Here is a 14,828-nt window from a genome sequence, read left to right on the forward strand (position 1 = left end):
CCTACTTTTCTAGTATGGTATTTATCACTTAACTTCCCCAAAAGTAATCCTCATATTTGGAGCATATAACAAAGAAGAGTGTATATGAAACACTTCAAAAAATCGTAGTTCTGCTTCATATTGAGCGAGTGCTTCAGCAAACGTTAAGCCCCTACTCATTAAACGGTTTATAAATTGTTGTTTCTCACCTGGATTACTAGCGATTCCCTCTTCTTTTAGAGAATTATATAAACCTTGCTTCTCATTTTGATTTATATTAGAGTCTAAAAAATTCACTTTATCGCTTACTCTACATGCAATATTTTTAACACCTAATTCACTTAAATATATCGGTATCTTCATACCAATATTGCCATCTTTACCACTTCTATGTGCATCTTCTTCAAATAGCTTCTGCAAAACACCAAGCCGGATAATTTCCGATTGAATTACTCCATCTAGCGTGTATGAAGACATATTAGAAATCCAATTCGGTTCAAAACATATTATCTTTCCGCCCTCCTCAATTGAATTTATCATTTTTTGCAACATCGTTTTGGGCGAATTCATATGTAATAAGAAAGCATGACTGACAGCTATATCGTATTTATTTTTCAATTCAATTTCTGTAGCATCCCCCTCAAGAAATTCAGATTCATATGGAAGTGTACGAAACAACTCTCTCGCTTCAGCTATTAATGCTTCCCCGCTATCAATGCCTGTATACTTTGATCCATTTGGAAGTAAAGGCAACAAAATTAAACCTAAATAACCATATCCACAACCATAATCAACAATATGTACAGGTTCAGTAATCTTCCAAACTGAATTGACTAAAAAACTTAAATAATCATCGTTATAATATAAATCTCTCGTATTTCTTAAATACGCTAGCCTACTATTCCAATCATACTCTTCCAAGTCTAACGGCCCCCTTTTATATACACAACTAAAGTTCTCTATATTATAGATATATTCCTACACTTTTGTTGAAATTTTAGATAGTTAAGACCAAATAAAAACAATACATAATACATGTACTTTATATCTCCCCGCCTAATCGATAAACTAATTTTTAAAAATAATTATTAATCCCAATCATACAGAAAAACCTTGTGTGCATATTAGTGGTTCGATAAGATAATAATTGTATATAATTCGTAATAATCCCAATAAATAACATTATTATGTAAGGTTGAGGAAAGGAGATAATATATGATAGTAATAGATTCCAATCCGAAACAACAAACTTATGTTGATTTACTAGACTTAGCTTTTGACATTTGTGATGAATTCCATTTAGTTTTAAGAAATGATATGGGACCGTTACACTCTTTTGAGCCCGTCTTAATGAAACTAGAAGGTTCATTCAAAGAAATGACTGAGCAATCTGAGTGGGCCAGTACTATTTTAGGCGATAATCAAACAGCAAAAGTGTATTTCTATTACGCTGATGCCAACGCTAAAAACGTCCTGAAGGAATTATCTAATTCTTTATATGAATGGGTAATGCCTTACTTACCGGAGGATTTATCATTCTTTAAATCCAGAAAAAAATGGTTAATAACGTGTTCTCACGAAAAGGAAAGCTTTATTAATACAGAAGATAAAGAAGAAATCGAAAGAGTATTAAATATCCGGGGATTACAAGCACATATAGGAGAATTTTAAACAAAAGGCCAGTACATCTTTAAAAATACGCTAGCCTTTTTTACTTATTAAAGACATATAGATAAGTAAAAGCTTAATCAGTACAATCACAATCTAAACAATCAGTACAATCTAAATTGCTACAATCAAAATTTCTCTTCTTTTTTCTTCTTTTAAGATAATAATATAGTAGTCCAATAAATAATACGCAAATAACAAACGCTATTATTGCTTCTGTATATTTTTCATGAATAATAAAACCGATTCCACTTCCTCCTGAAATGAAAATTAGAATTAAATAGATCCAAAACATATAAGTAGCTACCTCCGTTGATATGTGGTTTAAGATATAATCCATATAATACTAGATGCAATAAATAGTCCCATACCATTACCACTTAATAAGCCGGTCGTTACTCTTAGCAAATTTGTGCTGTTTCTCCATTTCCACTTTTGGGTGAATCCATCGATGAGTAAAGGAATTTGAGCAAAAAAGAATAGCATTAATGGGAGAGTAAACGAAGAGGTTATTAAAAAGTAAATTGGAAACATACAGAAACCAATAAGCATACCTGTGCATCGTGCACATAAAGGTATGTGTTTTTGTAATTTATGGAAACTCCTTTTCGGTATTCTATGACAAGGAATATGTAAAATGAAATCTCTGATCAATACGAACCATCCTCTCTACAAATATTTTAATTGATTTCGCAACAAAATTATAGAGTTCTTACACTTCGTATCATATAACTCCTTATAGTTAAGAGGTTTATTCAAAAAAGCAAAAAAACAAACCGGATAAATGATTCATCCGGTTTGTTTTTTTGTTTCTATATTACACTTATTTTGTATATATCATTCACAGTTCATTACCAAAGTAACGTATATAATTGTCATTGTACATTAAATGGATTCTTTCCGTTTCTTTTTACATCTCCTCAGGAGCACCCATCCCAAGTAAACGTAAGCCTTCTTTTAATACAACCGTCACAGCATAAGCTAATGCGAGTCTACTCTCTTTTTCTTCGTTCTCTTCTAAAATACGAACATTTCCATAATATTTATTGAACGCTTGTGCTACATCTAATACATATTTTGAAATAATAGATGGCTCATTTTTGTTGAAGGCCGCTTCAATTACTTGCGGGAATTTGTTGAGTAATTTTACTACACTCCAGCTGTAATCGTCTTTTAATTCAAAATTACACGTTTCAAATTCCACACTTTCTTTTCTTAAAATTGAACACGCACGCGCATGCGTGTACTGTACATACGGTCCTGTTTCTCCTTCAAATTTCAACATATTTTCTAATGAAAATTCGATATTATGCATACGCTCATTTTTTAAATCGTGGAAGATAATTGCTCCAACACCGACTTGTTTTGCCACGTCTTCTTTTTGTTTTAAATTCGGATTTTTCTCTTCAATATTTTGTTCCGCAAGTGCAACAGCTTCTTCTAGCACTTCTTCTAATAAAATAATTCTGCCCTTACGTGTCGACATTTTCTTACCGTCTTTTAATATGAACCCGAATGGTACATGTTCCATACCATTGACCCAGTCATAACCAAGCTTTTTTAATACAGTGAAAAATTGATTAAAATGTAAACTTTGTTCTGGGCCAACTACATATAGCGCTTTATCAAATTCGTATGTGTTTTGACGATACACAGCTGCCGTTAAGTCACGTGTTGCGTAAATGGTAGCACCATCTGATTTTCTAATTAAGCATGGCGGCATACCTTCTTCTTCTAAATTAACGACTAATGCCCCTTCTGATTCTTCCAGTAAGTCGTGCTCTTCTAAAATCCCAACAAAGTCTTCCATTTTATCGTTATAGAAAGCTTCTCCTTGAAAATTTGTAAATTCCACACCGAGAAGTTCATAAATACGAGAAAATTCTTTTAAAGACTCATGACGGAACCAATTCCAAAGTTCAACTGCTTCTTCATTTCCTTCTTCTAGTTTTTTAAACCATGAGCGTCCTTCTTCTTCTAGTTTTTTGTTCTCTTTTACTTCTTCATGAAACTGAACATATAGCTTAAATAACTCACGTATTGGATCCTCTTTAACTATTTCTTCATTTCCCCATTTTTTATATGCAGTAATTAACTTCCCAAACTGTGTTCCCCAATCTCCAATATAATTGATTCCTACAACTTCATATCCACATTTTTCGGCGATATGTTTCAGCGAATTACCGATCATTGTAGAACGTAAATGCCCCATTGAAAAAGGTTTCGCGATATTAGGAGAGGAATAATCGATAACTACCGTTTTTTCACATCCAAAGTGATTTTGACCGTACTCTTCTTTCTCCGCTAAAATTGTTTTTAATACTTCATCACTTACTGTTTGACGATTAAAAAAGACGTTTACATACGGGCCAACAGCCTCTATTTTCGTAAAAAATGGGTCATTTAATTTCTCCGCAACTTCCTTTGCGATAGTAGCTGGTGATTTTTTATATTGTTTCGCTAGTGAAAAACATGGGAACGCTGCATCACCGAATTCATCTTGTTTTGGTGTTTCGATTAAATCTAAAATTTGATTTTGCGTTAATTCGTTCGTAATAATATTTGATAAGCTCTTCGCAAACTGCGTTTTATACTCCATACTGTAACCTCCTTATTTTTTAAAACACAAAAAACTCGTCTCTAAAAAAGAGACGAGTTTTAACCCGTGGTACCACCCTTGTTGTTCATTCCGAACCACTTTCCCGTTTATAACGAGGACAGGGGGCCTCGGCTTACTCTACTATTCGTTCAAGAAGCGTCTCCGAAGTGCGCTTCATCTTTTTCTTCTGCACTAGGCTCACACCATCCCTAGCTCGCTTTCCTTCTGAAAAAGACTACTCTCTTCATCACAGACAGTATATTTAATTAATTATTGCTTATTATACATCTTTTCAAACAATTAGCAAGGGTCAATTACACCAAAGTGAAACTTTGCACTTTTTCTTTTATATACGTGAAAATTGTGTTTTTCAAATCTAGAACTACGGAAATGATCTTTCAGAACGACACGCTTTCTCGCCACACGCTTCGCTTCCGCAATTGTTTCATCAGTAATATCATGATACAAAGCGAAGTGTTTTAACCCTTTAATTCCATCTGATTCTATGACAGTTTCTTCAAACATCGGATCAAGGTATACGACGTCATAACTATTATCTTCACATTGCGTTAAAAATGCGAAATGCTCCGTTTGTTTTACATCAATTCTTTGCATTGCCTCATCGATTTCAGAAACAGATGAAGACCATGTTTTTAAACCATTTTTCATAATATAAGCCATATATTCATTGCCTTCAAGTCCTGTTACCTTTCCACTTTCACCAACAACATAACTAGCTACAATACTATCTGATGCCATACCGAGCGTACAATCTAATACTGTCATTCCGCTCTCTAATTTGGCAGCTTGTATAAACGGATCATGTTCTCCGCGCATTAACCTTTTCACACGAAACATCGCTGAGTTTGGATGAAAGAAAAACGACTCTTCCGTACCCTTTGGATAAATAGCTAATCGGTTTTTCCCTACGATAAGCACATCTTGTTCATACTGCTCATGCAGTTTGTGCACAGGTATATCATTACGTAAAACGAAAGGACTCTTTAATTCTGCCGCTACCTTATTTGCATAAGCTGTCATTTCTTTATTTGTTCTTCCTGCTGTTGTTACTATCATTGTGTCACCTCTATATAAAGAAAAGAGGGAGATTTACTCTCCCCCTTCTTTAGCAATTCTTTTCGAAAGCTTGTTCTAAGTTCGTAATAATTTCGTCCATAGTTGCACCTTCAATTTCATGACGGTGAATGAAGTGAACAACTTCTTTTCCTTTTAGTAATGCCATAGATGGTGAAGATGGAGGAATTTCTCCGAAGTATTCACGCATTTTTGCAGTAGCATCTTTATCTTGACCTGCAAATACAGTTACAAGATGCTCAGGTTGTTTTTCAGCACGAACAACCGCTTGACCTGCTGATGGGCGTGCTAAACCAGCTGCACAACCACAAACAGAGTTTACAACTACTAAAGTTGTACCTGATGCATTCTCCATAAATTCTGTTACAGCTTCTTCTGTAGTTAACTCTTCAAATCCAGAACGCACTAACTCTTGACGCATTGGAATTACCATTTGACGCATGTATTCTTCATATGCATTTGACATCTTGTAATCTCTCCTTCAACTTTCATTCCAAATTCATCATATCACGCTCTATTAATAGGTGCAAAAGAAAGATAACGATGATTTCATTTTTTTGTAGGGATTTCACAAACCCCTTCACGGCAGTGTCCAACTGGGACAAGTTTTCTATTGTTGGCAATATATTCGTATACTTTACTTCCAAATCCAACTACGATAGATAGCTTTATAAAAGGAACTGCAAACCAATAAGATGGAACAGCCTTCGCTAATACGTAAATGCTGTGAATTCCGTCATACCACTTATTATTTTTTAAAATATACAGTCTTTGTTCCATCTTACTTTGTAATTCTTGAGATAGTTCATACTTCTCAACTACATCTTCATCTCGAAATGAAACAAATTTCATTTTTCCCTTTTTATCTAACCTTTTCGTCCGCTCTGCCACTGCCGTACACATCGGACACCAACTATCATAGAAAACAATCATATATTATTCCCCTTTACGAGACTCCGTCATTTGCTTCCATACAGAACCTTTTGCTTCTTCGCCGCCTTCAATACGTTCTAAAGCTAAACGTGCTTGCATTGCTACTTCAAACTCTGGATCATCTTCTGCTGCTTTTAATGCCGGAATTGCACTTTCATCACCAAGTTCAAATAAGAACATTGCTGCACGCCAACGTACTAATTTACTTGAATCTTTCAGAGATTTAATCATAACGAACATCGCTGCTGGGTCACCTACATCTGATAAGCAATCCCCTGCTGTACGGCGAACACTTACAGAACGATCTAATAATGCTTTATATAATAACGGCAATACTCCATCACCTTTTACCATCCCTAAATAAGCTGTTGCTAAGCGGCGGATTGAGACTTTCTCATCATCTAACGCCATTTTCAATACTGGCATATCCTCTTCTGATGGATCCATTTGTTCTAAAGCTGCAAAACGGTTTTTCCAGTCAGAATCTTTCATCATCTCTTCTGTTACTTTATATGGCTCACGCTTTTGAATCGTTACTTCAACAGCACCTGCTTGATCTAATAATTCTTTAACTGTTTGATTTACACGTTCTTCTGAATACGCAGCAACGATTTCTTCCACAACTTCTTTACCGATTTCTTCAAAATTACCGTAACGTGTACTTTGCTCTACCCATTTGCGTTCTTTCACAACGTTAGGCGCAGACATTTGCACCTTCATAATTGATTCTTTAAAGCGCTCGGGTAAGCCTACACGCTCTTCTGTCATTCCATCTGTTAACTTCACTTGCATCGGAATTGTAAAGAACATTTGAACAAACACTTTTACTTCTCCAAAGTGAGAAAGTTGTTGCTCTTCATTTTCTCCTACTATTTCTTCGCCGAAAACAGCACGAACTTGTTGTAATAATACTTTCCAGTCAAACTTCGCATTTCGCTCCACTGCTAAAAAGTCTGCTACATGATACACACCTTTAATGCCTTCAATTTTCAAAATCTCTTGCACTTGCACTGGTGCTTGTTCTTTATTTTCATTTGTATAATTATTACGTGCCCCTGATGGTAATATTTCATTTAAAATAACTTTCATTGTATTCGGACTTGGCGTCGGTTCAATTGCTTTAATCTTCACGTGAAAAACTCTCCTTTATTGCATGTTCTTAGGGGTATTGTAACATGTTCCACCTATCTAAACCTACTCGGATGCTTTATTTTGCTGATTTCTTTCCACTATCATACTTTTTCATTCTTTCTCTTTCCACCTAATTCTCCCGAACCTATTGTTTAAAATCCCATTTTATTGCGATGCCCCCTCCCTCCTTCTCTCCAAAAATGTAATACTCTCAATTACAACTTCAGTTCTATACATTCTCTTTCCTTGTTCATCATCGTAATTACTCGTATGAATACGCTCTGTAATCCCAACAAGTGACCCCTTCGTACAATATTCTGTTACATTTTCAGCGGATCTTCGCCAAACGACACAATTTATAAAATCGACTTGTTGTTCACCTAAACTATTTCGAAATCCTCTATTTACCGCAACACATATTCGTGCATAAGCGACTCCTTGTTTTGTGTAGTATAATTATGTGTAGCATCCTAGCTCGTAAGAGCTAGGGTAGCTACTAACCCTTACGGGTCGCGATAGGTAAAGTTTTGACGTTATCTTCACTTTTTCCCCCGCCCCAAACCGCACGTGCGCCTTTCAACGCATACGGCTTTCCATCAACTTATCCTACTTCTTAACTCAATACATGGAGTTAATTCTTTTTCATTAGATTGTTCGTCACCGATACAACCCTATAAGTTTTAACGATTCATTTTTGAAGTAATTTACTTCTGAATTTGTCAATTTTCTTTATTGTTTTAGCATTATAACTTAACACATAGTTTTCACAGTGTATGGATGTATGACATTCTTTACATACCCATGCTAGATTAGCGACTCTATTAATTAAATCCATGGGTAAGTACGGTTCGATGTGATGGCAATGTGCATTTTCCTTCATAAAGTCTAATCCGACATTACAGCACCTACATTTTCCTCTATCCCTGTTATACGCATATTCACGGTTCATAAAGTATTCAAAGTTATATTTACTCTTTGTATCTTTGCAGAGATAAAAATCCTGTAGTGTCATTATATGAGGTCTATCCAGCCTTAACAGCTTCTTCCTTTGTTTGTAGTAGATTTCTCTTCCTACTATAGTGTAAGGTGTCGTCCTTTGGTTAAATGGTTTTTCCAGCCACTCCGAAGGAGTATATGAAGCTTTTGTGACTCCAACCCAAAACCCTTCCTTTTTGATTGCGAAGGTTTTTGCCTGATATTTATGGTGTCTACTAGGTCGGTTTCCTAACTCACACATTTTTACTTTATGCCTCATGTAGCCGCTAGGAAACAATTTCTTGAAAGTTCTAAATAAGGAATTATTTACGTTGTAATCAATTCTATCGAATGTGTCCGCGCAAATACCGACTTTCCAATATTCCGCATATCCTTCGAGCATTTGATTAACTTTGATGATTTGTTCTATCCAAAATTCTTCTTTTAAAACTTTCCTCATCTTCCTTATTTCTTTACAAACTTTACTAATTTGACCACTGACTTTTCTATGATTGGGCTTGTTTTTGCCAACTATATTTCCACTATTACTGCGGAGAGGTGTTTCAGCATAAATATCAAACCCTAAGAAGAGTGCTGGCTTTGCCCTTAAGTCTGTTATGACTGTTTTCTCTTTGGACAATTCAAGTTTTAGCTTAATTCTGAAATACTTGCGCAAATATTCAAGATAACGTCTTGCTTCTTGATAGGTTTGAGTAAGTATAATCCAATCATCTGCGTATCTAACTAGGTAGCATTTATTTCTACCTTGTCTAACCAGCCTTTCCCTTTGCTTTCTCGGTTCCTTTGAAATTCCAGTTGGTTTCGCTTTGTAGAATCTACGTGCTACCATCCAGTCGAAATCATTTAGATACACATTTGCAAGTAAGGGTGAAATTATACCGCCTTGTGGAGTTCCCTTTTCCGTAGTGAATTTAAAATCATATTCCATATACCCTGCTTTAAGCATAATTTGAATAATCTTTATTATTCGCTTGTCCCTTATGCCTAATCTCCATAGTTTTTTAATTAGAAATCTGTGGTTGATATTATCAAAGTAACCTTTTATGTCACCTTCGATTGCATAATAAGACTTAGTAGTATTAATGAAATGATTCACTTGTCTAACAGCATGTTTAGAGCTACGGTAAGGACGGAATCCGTAACTATGGTCGTAAAATTTTGCTTCTACGATTGGTTCAAGTATTGTACGAATACATTCTTGAATAATACGGTCAACGACCGTTGGTATCCCTAACGGTCGTTGACTTCCATCCGCTTTTTCGATATAAACCCTTCGGGCTGGTTTGGATTTGTAGTTTCGTGCAGCTTTAGTGATTAGCTTTATAACGTTGTTTTTATCCATTTGCAAATATCTTCGAATATCATGTCCGTCAACACCAGGAGTGTTAGCCCCTCTATTGGCTTTGATTTTATGAATAGCTGTAATTATTGTGGTCTCATTGAATGCCATTTCATATAAGCTATGAAAACGTGTATTTTTCTTTGATAATTCATATAATTTGTCCTGAGCTCTTTTGAGTTCAGTTTCATTTGAGAAGTTTGTGCTAAAGTTCATAAAGACATCACCTGCCTTTAGGGTTCACAATTCATTCTTACAGAAAGTTTGAACTTCTCTATCGAATCGTTAAACTTGATAAGTTGACTGGTCCCCTTCGCCCTGTAAAGGTTTTTCTCCATCTCTGACTACTACGAGACCTCTGACTTCCTTTAAACTTCAACGTTCTGTAAAACTCCACTTAAAGGCTCTCCCACGTTCCGATTAATCTATCCTTTTTCTGTAACCCTTAGGTCAAGACTATATGCCGATAGTTCTAAGTAAGGTTTGAGAAATAGTTGTTCCTTACATTTCAACTTACTATTTCAAGTAAGAGGGAATACGCAAAACCAGAATGCTATATTCCAACTATATTGGGGCTCCATTTCTGGAGTAACAAATGACGACACTTCAAACATCTTTTCGTTGCCTAACCGTAGGTTACGGACACCCGCACTATATATATTCCGTATCTGTACACAGATTTAGGATTTCAAGTTACGTCTTTACCCCGCTTTATACGTCTGTATATTACAGCATACATCGCATAGGGGAGTCTCAGTGTTTATACCACAGATGAGTTTACCATTTCTCATACTTATGTGTTTTCTCCGTATATCAACGGTACTTCCCCGTTGAAACTCGATTAATCAGTTCAATCAATATGTGATAGTATCTGTTTCAACCTATAGCATAGGTATATATTCGATTTCTCACGATTGTCACTTTATCCCACCACTGGTACGTGGTGGTTATGCGAAACGTGGCGCACCTGGCTCCTTTGTCAATCTACCGATTAATACAACTCGATTTATCATAAGTTATACCACCTCACATATTTTTCTTCATTGTAAAGAAAAATGTGTGAAGGGTAAAAAGTGCAAAATAATATGTTTATAAGTAAAAAGTATTACTATATGTCTTACAAAAGCAAAAAAGAAACCTTACATATTTCAAACATGTAAGGTTACAAAAAAATATTATACTTCACTACAAGATATGTAATATCCTCCGTGAGCCATCTTTATTTCAGCGCTATACAATACATCTTCTAAGTAGAATGTAATCGGTTTAACTTTACTCTCAAATTTTAGGTGTTCATTACATTCAGCCACATATCCTTCGATAGCTGAACGAATGACTTCTGCTGATGGATACATTAAAGCGTCATCTAGTTCTATGAAAAAACTTTTAGAAAATAGTTTTTTCATAATCCCTTTTTTCTCTTTCATCATATTCCATCCCCCTCAATTCAAGTCGCCAACATCATATTTTCAATTTATCTTTAAAAATAAAAAATCCTGCACATTTCATGCAGGATTTTTTTATTAGTCATTTTTCGTAAAGTAAGAAACAAAACGAAGAATTTCTAAGTATAGCCATACTAGAGTCATCATTAGACCCATTGCACCGTACCACTCCATATATTTTGGAGCTTGGCTACGTGCGCCGCTTTCGATTAAATCGAAATCTAGTAATAAATTTAATGCAGCAACTACAATAATAACTGCACTAATGATCATACCAATTGTTCCACCTTGGTGAATATATGGAACAGTAACACCGAACATGTTTAGTAAGAATACGATTAAATACATAACCGCAATTCCCATTGTCGCTGCTATTACACCCGTACGGAATTTATCAGTTACTTTTACTACGCGCGTTGCATACAACACTAGCATCGCAAATAGAATTGAGATTGTTAGTAATACAGCGTTTAAAACGATAGAATCATGAAATTTCATTGCATAAACTGCTGAAATACTTCCTAACACTACCCCTTCTACTGCCGCATAAATCGGTGCACCAATTGGTGATATACGCGGGAAGAAGATAGATGCAAACGCAACGATTGCCGCAATAACTAAAGCACCAATTAATACTGGCATCTTCATCATATTATTTGTCATCTGTATGTATGAATAGACAGACGTTGCAAGAAGTAAGATAAGCATGATAAACGTTTTGCCTACTGTTCCACCAATAGTCATCGCAGAAGCACTTGCTCCCTCTTTACGAAATGCGTCTTTTTTCAACATTGGATTAGATGTTCTCATTTTTTTCCCCTCCTAAAATAGGTTCTACCAATAGTGTAAAGTTTTTCTCTTTACATTTCAATATATGCAGCTTGTTTTTATTTTAAACCTTCAACGATGTCAGATAACTCGCTCCATCGTTCCATCGTTTTTTCTAGCTTTTCTTCTATCTTCTGCCCTGCTTCAGATAATTCTTGTGCCTTTGTGAAGTCAGATCCAACATTCGCAAGTTCTTCTCCAATTGACTCAAGTTTCTCTTCTAGTTGTGCAATTGTATCTTCAATTGTTTCCCATTCGCGCTGCTCGTTATATGACAGTTTACGTTTACGTTGTTGTTTCGGCACTTCTTCTACTACTTTTTTCTCTTTCTGAACTTCCGCTTTCTCAATGAGCTCTTTCGTTTTTTCCGTTTCTAAATAATCAGTATAACTACCTAGGAATTCACTCACTTCGCCTCCACCACTAAAGATGAACAATTCATCTACTACTTTATCTAAGAAGTAACGGTCATGTGATACAGTTAAAACGACACCTGGGAAATCTTCCAAATAATCTTCTAGCACTGTTAATGTTTGTGTATCTAAATCATTCGTAGGCTCATCAAGTAGTAGTACGTTTGGTTCTCCCATTAAAATACGCAATAAATATAAACGTCTTCTTTCACCACCAGATAGTTTTCCAAGCGGTGTACCATGTGAATGCGTCGGGAATAAGAAACGTTCTAACATTTGAGATGCGCCAATTACTTTTCCGTCTGTCGTATGAATAACTTCTGCAATCTCTTTAATGTATTCAATCATACGCTGATTTAAATTCATCTCTTCATTTTCTTGCGTATAATAAGCAACTTTTACAGTTTGTCCAACTTCAATTTCACCACTATCAGGAGATAATTTTCCTGCAAGCATATTTAATAGTGAAGATTTCCCGCTTCCATTCGCTCCAATAATCCCAATACGATCGCCTGGTTTCACAATATGATTAAAGTTATGTAATACCGTTTTATTGCCGAATTTTTTCGTTACATCTTTTAGCTCAAGTACTTTCTTCCCTAAACGACTTCCACTAAGCGCAATATCAACTGATTGCTTCGCTGCTGGTCCTTCTTGTCCCTTCAGCTCATCAAAACGCTGAATACGCGCCTTTTGTTTCGTAGAACGGGCTTTTGCACCACGGCGAATCCACGCAAGTTCACGACGATACAAATTTTGGCGTTTTGATTCTTGTGCCGATTCTTGCTCTTCACGAAGTGCTTTCGCTTCTAAAAATGTACTATAGTTTCCTTCGTAGCTATATAGTTTACCGTTATCTAATTCAAAAATACGGTTTGTCACACGATCTAAGAAATAACGATCATGGGTTACAAGTAATACCGCACCTGTATATCTCGCTAAATATTCTTCTAACCATTCAACTGTCTCATGGTCAAGATGGTTCGTAGGCTCGTCTAAAATTAATAGATCAGGTGTTTCAATAAAACATTGTGCCATTGCGATACGTTTTTTCTGTCCACCAGATAAATTTCCAACAGTTGCAGTGAAATCTGTAATTCCTAATTTCGTTAAAAGAGATTTCGCATTTGCATTTGCTTCCCATGCACTCATTGCATCCATACGTTGCTGCACTGCAAATAATTGTTCCTGTACTTTTTCATTACTTGGATCTTTTTCGATATTTAATAGTGCTTTTTCATAATCACGAAGAAGACGAATTAAAGGTGTATCACCATGGAACACTTGCTCTAATACTGTTAGTTTTTCATCAAACTCTGGTTGCTGTGATAAATAACTAATTGTATAACCACGTGAATGCGTCATATCACCTGTATCAGGAGTTTCTAACCCTGCAATAATTTTTAATAATGTCGATTTACCAGTACCGTTTACACCAATAATTCCGACACGTTGTCCTTCTGTAATACTACATGATAATCCATCAAATAACGGTTTTTCTCCGTATGATTTCGATAAGTTCTCCACAGTTAACATTTTCATATTTGTGCATTCCACTCTTTCATAAATTGTTCAATAAACTCTTCCATATAACGATGACGAACTTCAGCCTCTTGTTTTGCCGCGTTCGTATTCATTAAGTCTTTTAATTTTAAAAGTTTTTCATAAAAATGATTTAAAGATGGATCGTTATTTTTTCGGTATTCATCTTTCGTCATCACTTCACGAGGCGGAACATTGGGATCATACATTAATCTCCCTTTCGCTCCTCCGTATGCAAATGTACGAGCTATTCCAATTGCACCAAGAGCATCTAAACGATCCGCATCTTGAACAATTCTCCCTTCCATTGATTCCACTTTACCACCATGGCCACCCTTAAAGGACATATTCGCAATAATGTGGAGAATATGTTTACTTTCCTCTTGTTCAACATGTAGCTCTTCTAACCAATCCGAAACCTTTTTCATTCCTGCTTCTTCACTCTCATTTAACTTCTCATCTGCTACATCGTGAAGTAATGCTGCCATTTCAATTATAAAACGATTTCCCCCTTCTTGCTCGGATAAAGAAATCGCCAATTTATGTACGCGTTCAATATGATACCAATCATGCCCACTCGCATCTTTTTCTAAAATATGTTTTACGAAAGTTATTGTTTTTTTTATTTTTTCTCGTTTTATCATTTTATCTTCACCCAGTTACTTATTGTAACACGCCCGCATTTTTTCATCACATATTTTCTTGTCCGCCCATACACTAGGTGGTAGGCATCATTATGAAGGAGGAATAAACATGTTCTATAATAATCAACCGCCTTACCCACAACAACCTTTTTCCCCTCAACATAAGGAACAAAGATATGCTGAACAGTACGGGGAGCAAGAGACACAACATCAAGA

15 protein-coding genes and 1 other annotated feature are annotated in these 14,828 nt (G+C 35.7%); of the genes, 1 reads left to right on the top strand and 14 read right to left on the bottom strand.

The genetic code is table 11. The features are described from left to right. Positions 1 to 24: 24 nt before the first annotated feature. Positions 25 to 900: a class I SAM-dependent methyltransferase gene (locus MR071_RS13645; protein WP_242236401.1), complete on the bottom strand. Its 876-nt coding sequence runs from the start codon at positions 898 to 900 to the stop codon at positions 25 to 27. 294 nt (positions 901 to 1,194) lie between these two features. On the opposite strand from MR071_RS13645, the gene MR071_RS13650 reads away from it, so the two are divergent. Then, a complete protein-coding gene (locus MR071_RS13650) occupies positions 1,195 to 1,650 on the top strand; it encodes a stage III sporulation protein AH (RefSeq protein ID WP_105586391.1) in 456 nt (151 codons plus the stop codon). 73 nt (positions 1,651 to 1,723) lie between these two features. On the opposite strand, the gene MR071_RS13655 is transcribed toward MR071_RS13650, so the two are convergent. The 13 genes from MR071_RS13655 to MR071_RS13715 form a co-directional block, all read right to left on the bottom strand. Further along, positions 1,724 to 1,942 carry a hypothetical protein gene (locus MR071_RS13655; RefSeq protein ID WP_105586392.1) on the bottom strand — a complete coding sequence of 73 codons (219 nt, stop codon included), beginning with the start codon at positions 1,940 to 1,942 and terminating at the stop codon, positions 1,724 to 1,726. 29 nt (positions 1,943 to 1,971) lie between these two features. After that, a complete protein-coding gene (locus MR071_RS13660) occupies positions 1,972 to 2,301 on the bottom strand; it encodes a DUF2085 domain-containing protein (protein WP_242236404.1) in 330 nt (109 codons plus the stop codon). Between the two features lie 256 nt (positions 2,302 to 2,557). Then, a complete protein-coding gene (gene argS / locus MR071_RS13665) occupies positions 2,558 to 4,246 on the bottom strand; it encodes an arginine--tRNA ligase (RefSeq protein ID WP_242236406.1) in 1,689 nt (562 codons plus the stop codon). 45 nt (positions 4,247 to 4,291) lie between these two features. Next, positions 4,292 to 4,506, bottom strand: a binding site (T-box leader). 40 nt (positions 4,507 to 4,546) lie between these two features. Then, complete coding sequence (locus MR071_RS13670) at positions 4,547 to 5,323, bottom strand: class I SAM-dependent methyltransferase (RefSeq protein WP_105586395.1); 777 nt, start codon at positions 5,321 to 5,323, stop codon at positions 4,547 to 4,549. A 49-nt stretch (positions 5,324 to 5,372) separates the two neighbouring features. Next, the gene (locus tag MR071_RS13675; protein WP_105586396.1) at positions 5,373 to 5,807 is read right to left on the bottom strand and encodes a BrxA/BrxB family bacilliredoxin; all 435 of its coding nucleotides are present in this window, start codon (positions 5,805 to 5,807) and stop codon (positions 5,373 to 5,375) included. An 83-nt stretch (positions 5,808 to 5,890) separates the two neighbouring features. After that, a complete protein-coding gene (locus MR071_RS13680) occupies positions 5,891 to 6,274 on the bottom strand; it encodes a thiol-disulfide oxidoreductase DCC family protein (protein WP_105586397.1) in 384 nt (127 codons plus the stop codon). 3 nt (positions 6,275 to 6,277) lie between these two features. After that, positions 6,278 to 7,405, bottom strand: coding sequence for a conserved virulence factor C family protein (locus MR071_RS13685; protein WP_105586398.1), 1,128 nt, complete (start codon positions 7,403 to 7,405; stop codon positions 6,278 to 6,280). Between the two features lie 165 nt (positions 7,406 to 7,570). Then, positions 7,571 to 7,825: a single-stranded DNA-binding protein gene (ssb, locus tag MR071_RS13690; protein ID WP_242236416.1), complete on the bottom strand. Its 255-nt coding sequence runs from the start codon at positions 7,823 to 7,825 to the stop codon at positions 7,571 to 7,573. A 268-nt stretch (positions 7,826 to 8,093) separates the two neighbouring features. Next, positions 8,094 to 9,956 carry a group II intron reverse transcriptase/maturase gene (ltrA, locus tag MR071_RS13695; RefSeq protein ID WP_242236408.1) on the bottom strand — a complete coding sequence of 621 codons (1,863 nt, stop codon included), beginning with the start codon at positions 9,954 to 9,956 and terminating at the stop codon, positions 8,094 to 8,096. A gap of 959 nt (positions 9,957 to 10,915) precedes the next feature. Next, complete coding sequence (locus tag MR071_RS13700) at positions 10,916 to 11,170, bottom strand: DUF4318 domain-containing protein (protein WP_242236410.1); 255 nt, start codon at positions 11,168 to 11,170, stop codon at positions 10,916 to 10,918. Positions 11,171 to 11,263: 93 nt separating this feature from the next. Next, positions 11,264 to 11,995, bottom strand: coding sequence for a Bax inhibitor-1/YccA family protein (locus tag MR071_RS13705; protein ID WP_105586401.1), 732 nt, complete (start codon positions 11,993 to 11,995; stop codon positions 11,264 to 11,266). A gap of 77 nt (positions 11,996 to 12,072) precedes the next feature. Further along, positions 12,073 to 13,968, bottom strand: coding sequence for an ABC-F family ATP-binding cassette domain-containing protein (locus MR071_RS13710; RefSeq protein WP_105586402.1), 1,896 nt, complete (start codon positions 13,966 to 13,968; stop codon positions 12,073 to 12,075). After that, positions 13,965 to 14,612 (bottom strand): HD domain-containing protein, encoded by a 648-nt coding sequence (locus MR071_RS13715; protein WP_105586403.1) that lies wholly within the window; start codon positions 14,610 to 14,612, stop codon positions 13,965 to 13,967. Before MR071_RS13715 ends, MR071_RS13710 begins: the two co-directional genes overlap by 4 nt. Between the last annotated feature and the right edge of the window lie 216 nt (positions 14,613 to 14,828).

It is taken from the genome of Bacillus cereus group sp. BfR-BA-01316 (assembly GCF_022664195.1).
Classification (GTDB): Bacteria; Bacillota; Bacilli; order Bacillales; family Bacillaceae_G; genus Bacillus_A.

What these genes read in the sequence shown, in the direction of transcription:
- MR071_RS13650 (WP_105586391.1), top strand. Translation starts at nt 1,195, where the DNA reads ATGATAGTAATAGATTCCAATCCGAAACAACAAACTTATGTTGATTTA.
- MR071_RS13655 (WP_105586392.1), bottom strand. Translation starts at nt 1,942, where the DNA reads ATGTTTTGGATCTATTTAATTCTAATTTTCATTTCAGGAGGAAGTGGA.
- argS (WP_242236406.1), bottom strand. Translation starts at nt 4,246, where the DNA reads ATGGAGTATAAAACGCAGTTTGCGAAGAGCTTATCAAATATTATTACG.
- MR071_RS13670 (WP_105586395.1), bottom strand. Translation starts at nt 5,323, where the DNA reads ATGATAGTAACAACAGCAGGAAGAACAAATAAAGAAATGACAGCTTAT.
- MR071_RS13675 (WP_105586396.1), bottom strand. Translation starts at nt 5,807, where the DNA reads ATGTCAAATGCATATGAAGAATACATGCGTCAAATGGTAATTCCAATG.
- MR071_RS13680 (WP_105586397.1), bottom strand. Translation starts at nt 6,274, where the DNA reads ATGATTGTTTTCTATGATAGTTGGTGTCCGATGTGTACGGCAGTGGCA.
- ltrA (WP_242236408.1), bottom strand. Translation starts at nt 9,956, where the DNA reads ATGAACTTTAGCACAAACTTCTCAAATGAAACTGAACTCAAAAGAGCT.
- MR071_RS13700 (WP_242236410.1), bottom strand. Translation starts at nt 11,170, where the DNA reads ATGATGAAAGAGAAAAAAGGGATTATGAAAAAACTATTTTCTAAAAGT.
- MR071_RS13705 (WP_105586401.1), bottom strand. Translation starts at nt 11,995, where the DNA reads ATGAGAACATCTAATCCAATGTTGAAAAAAGACGCATTTCGTAAAGAG.
- MR071_RS13710 (WP_105586402.1), bottom strand. Translation starts at nt 13,968, where the DNA reads ATGAAAATGTTAACTGTGGAGAACTTATCGAAATCATACGGAGAAAAA.
- MR071_RS13715 (WP_105586403.1), bottom strand. Translation starts at nt 14,612, where the DNA reads ATGATAAAACGAGAAAAAATAAAAAAAACAATAACTTTCGTAAAACAT.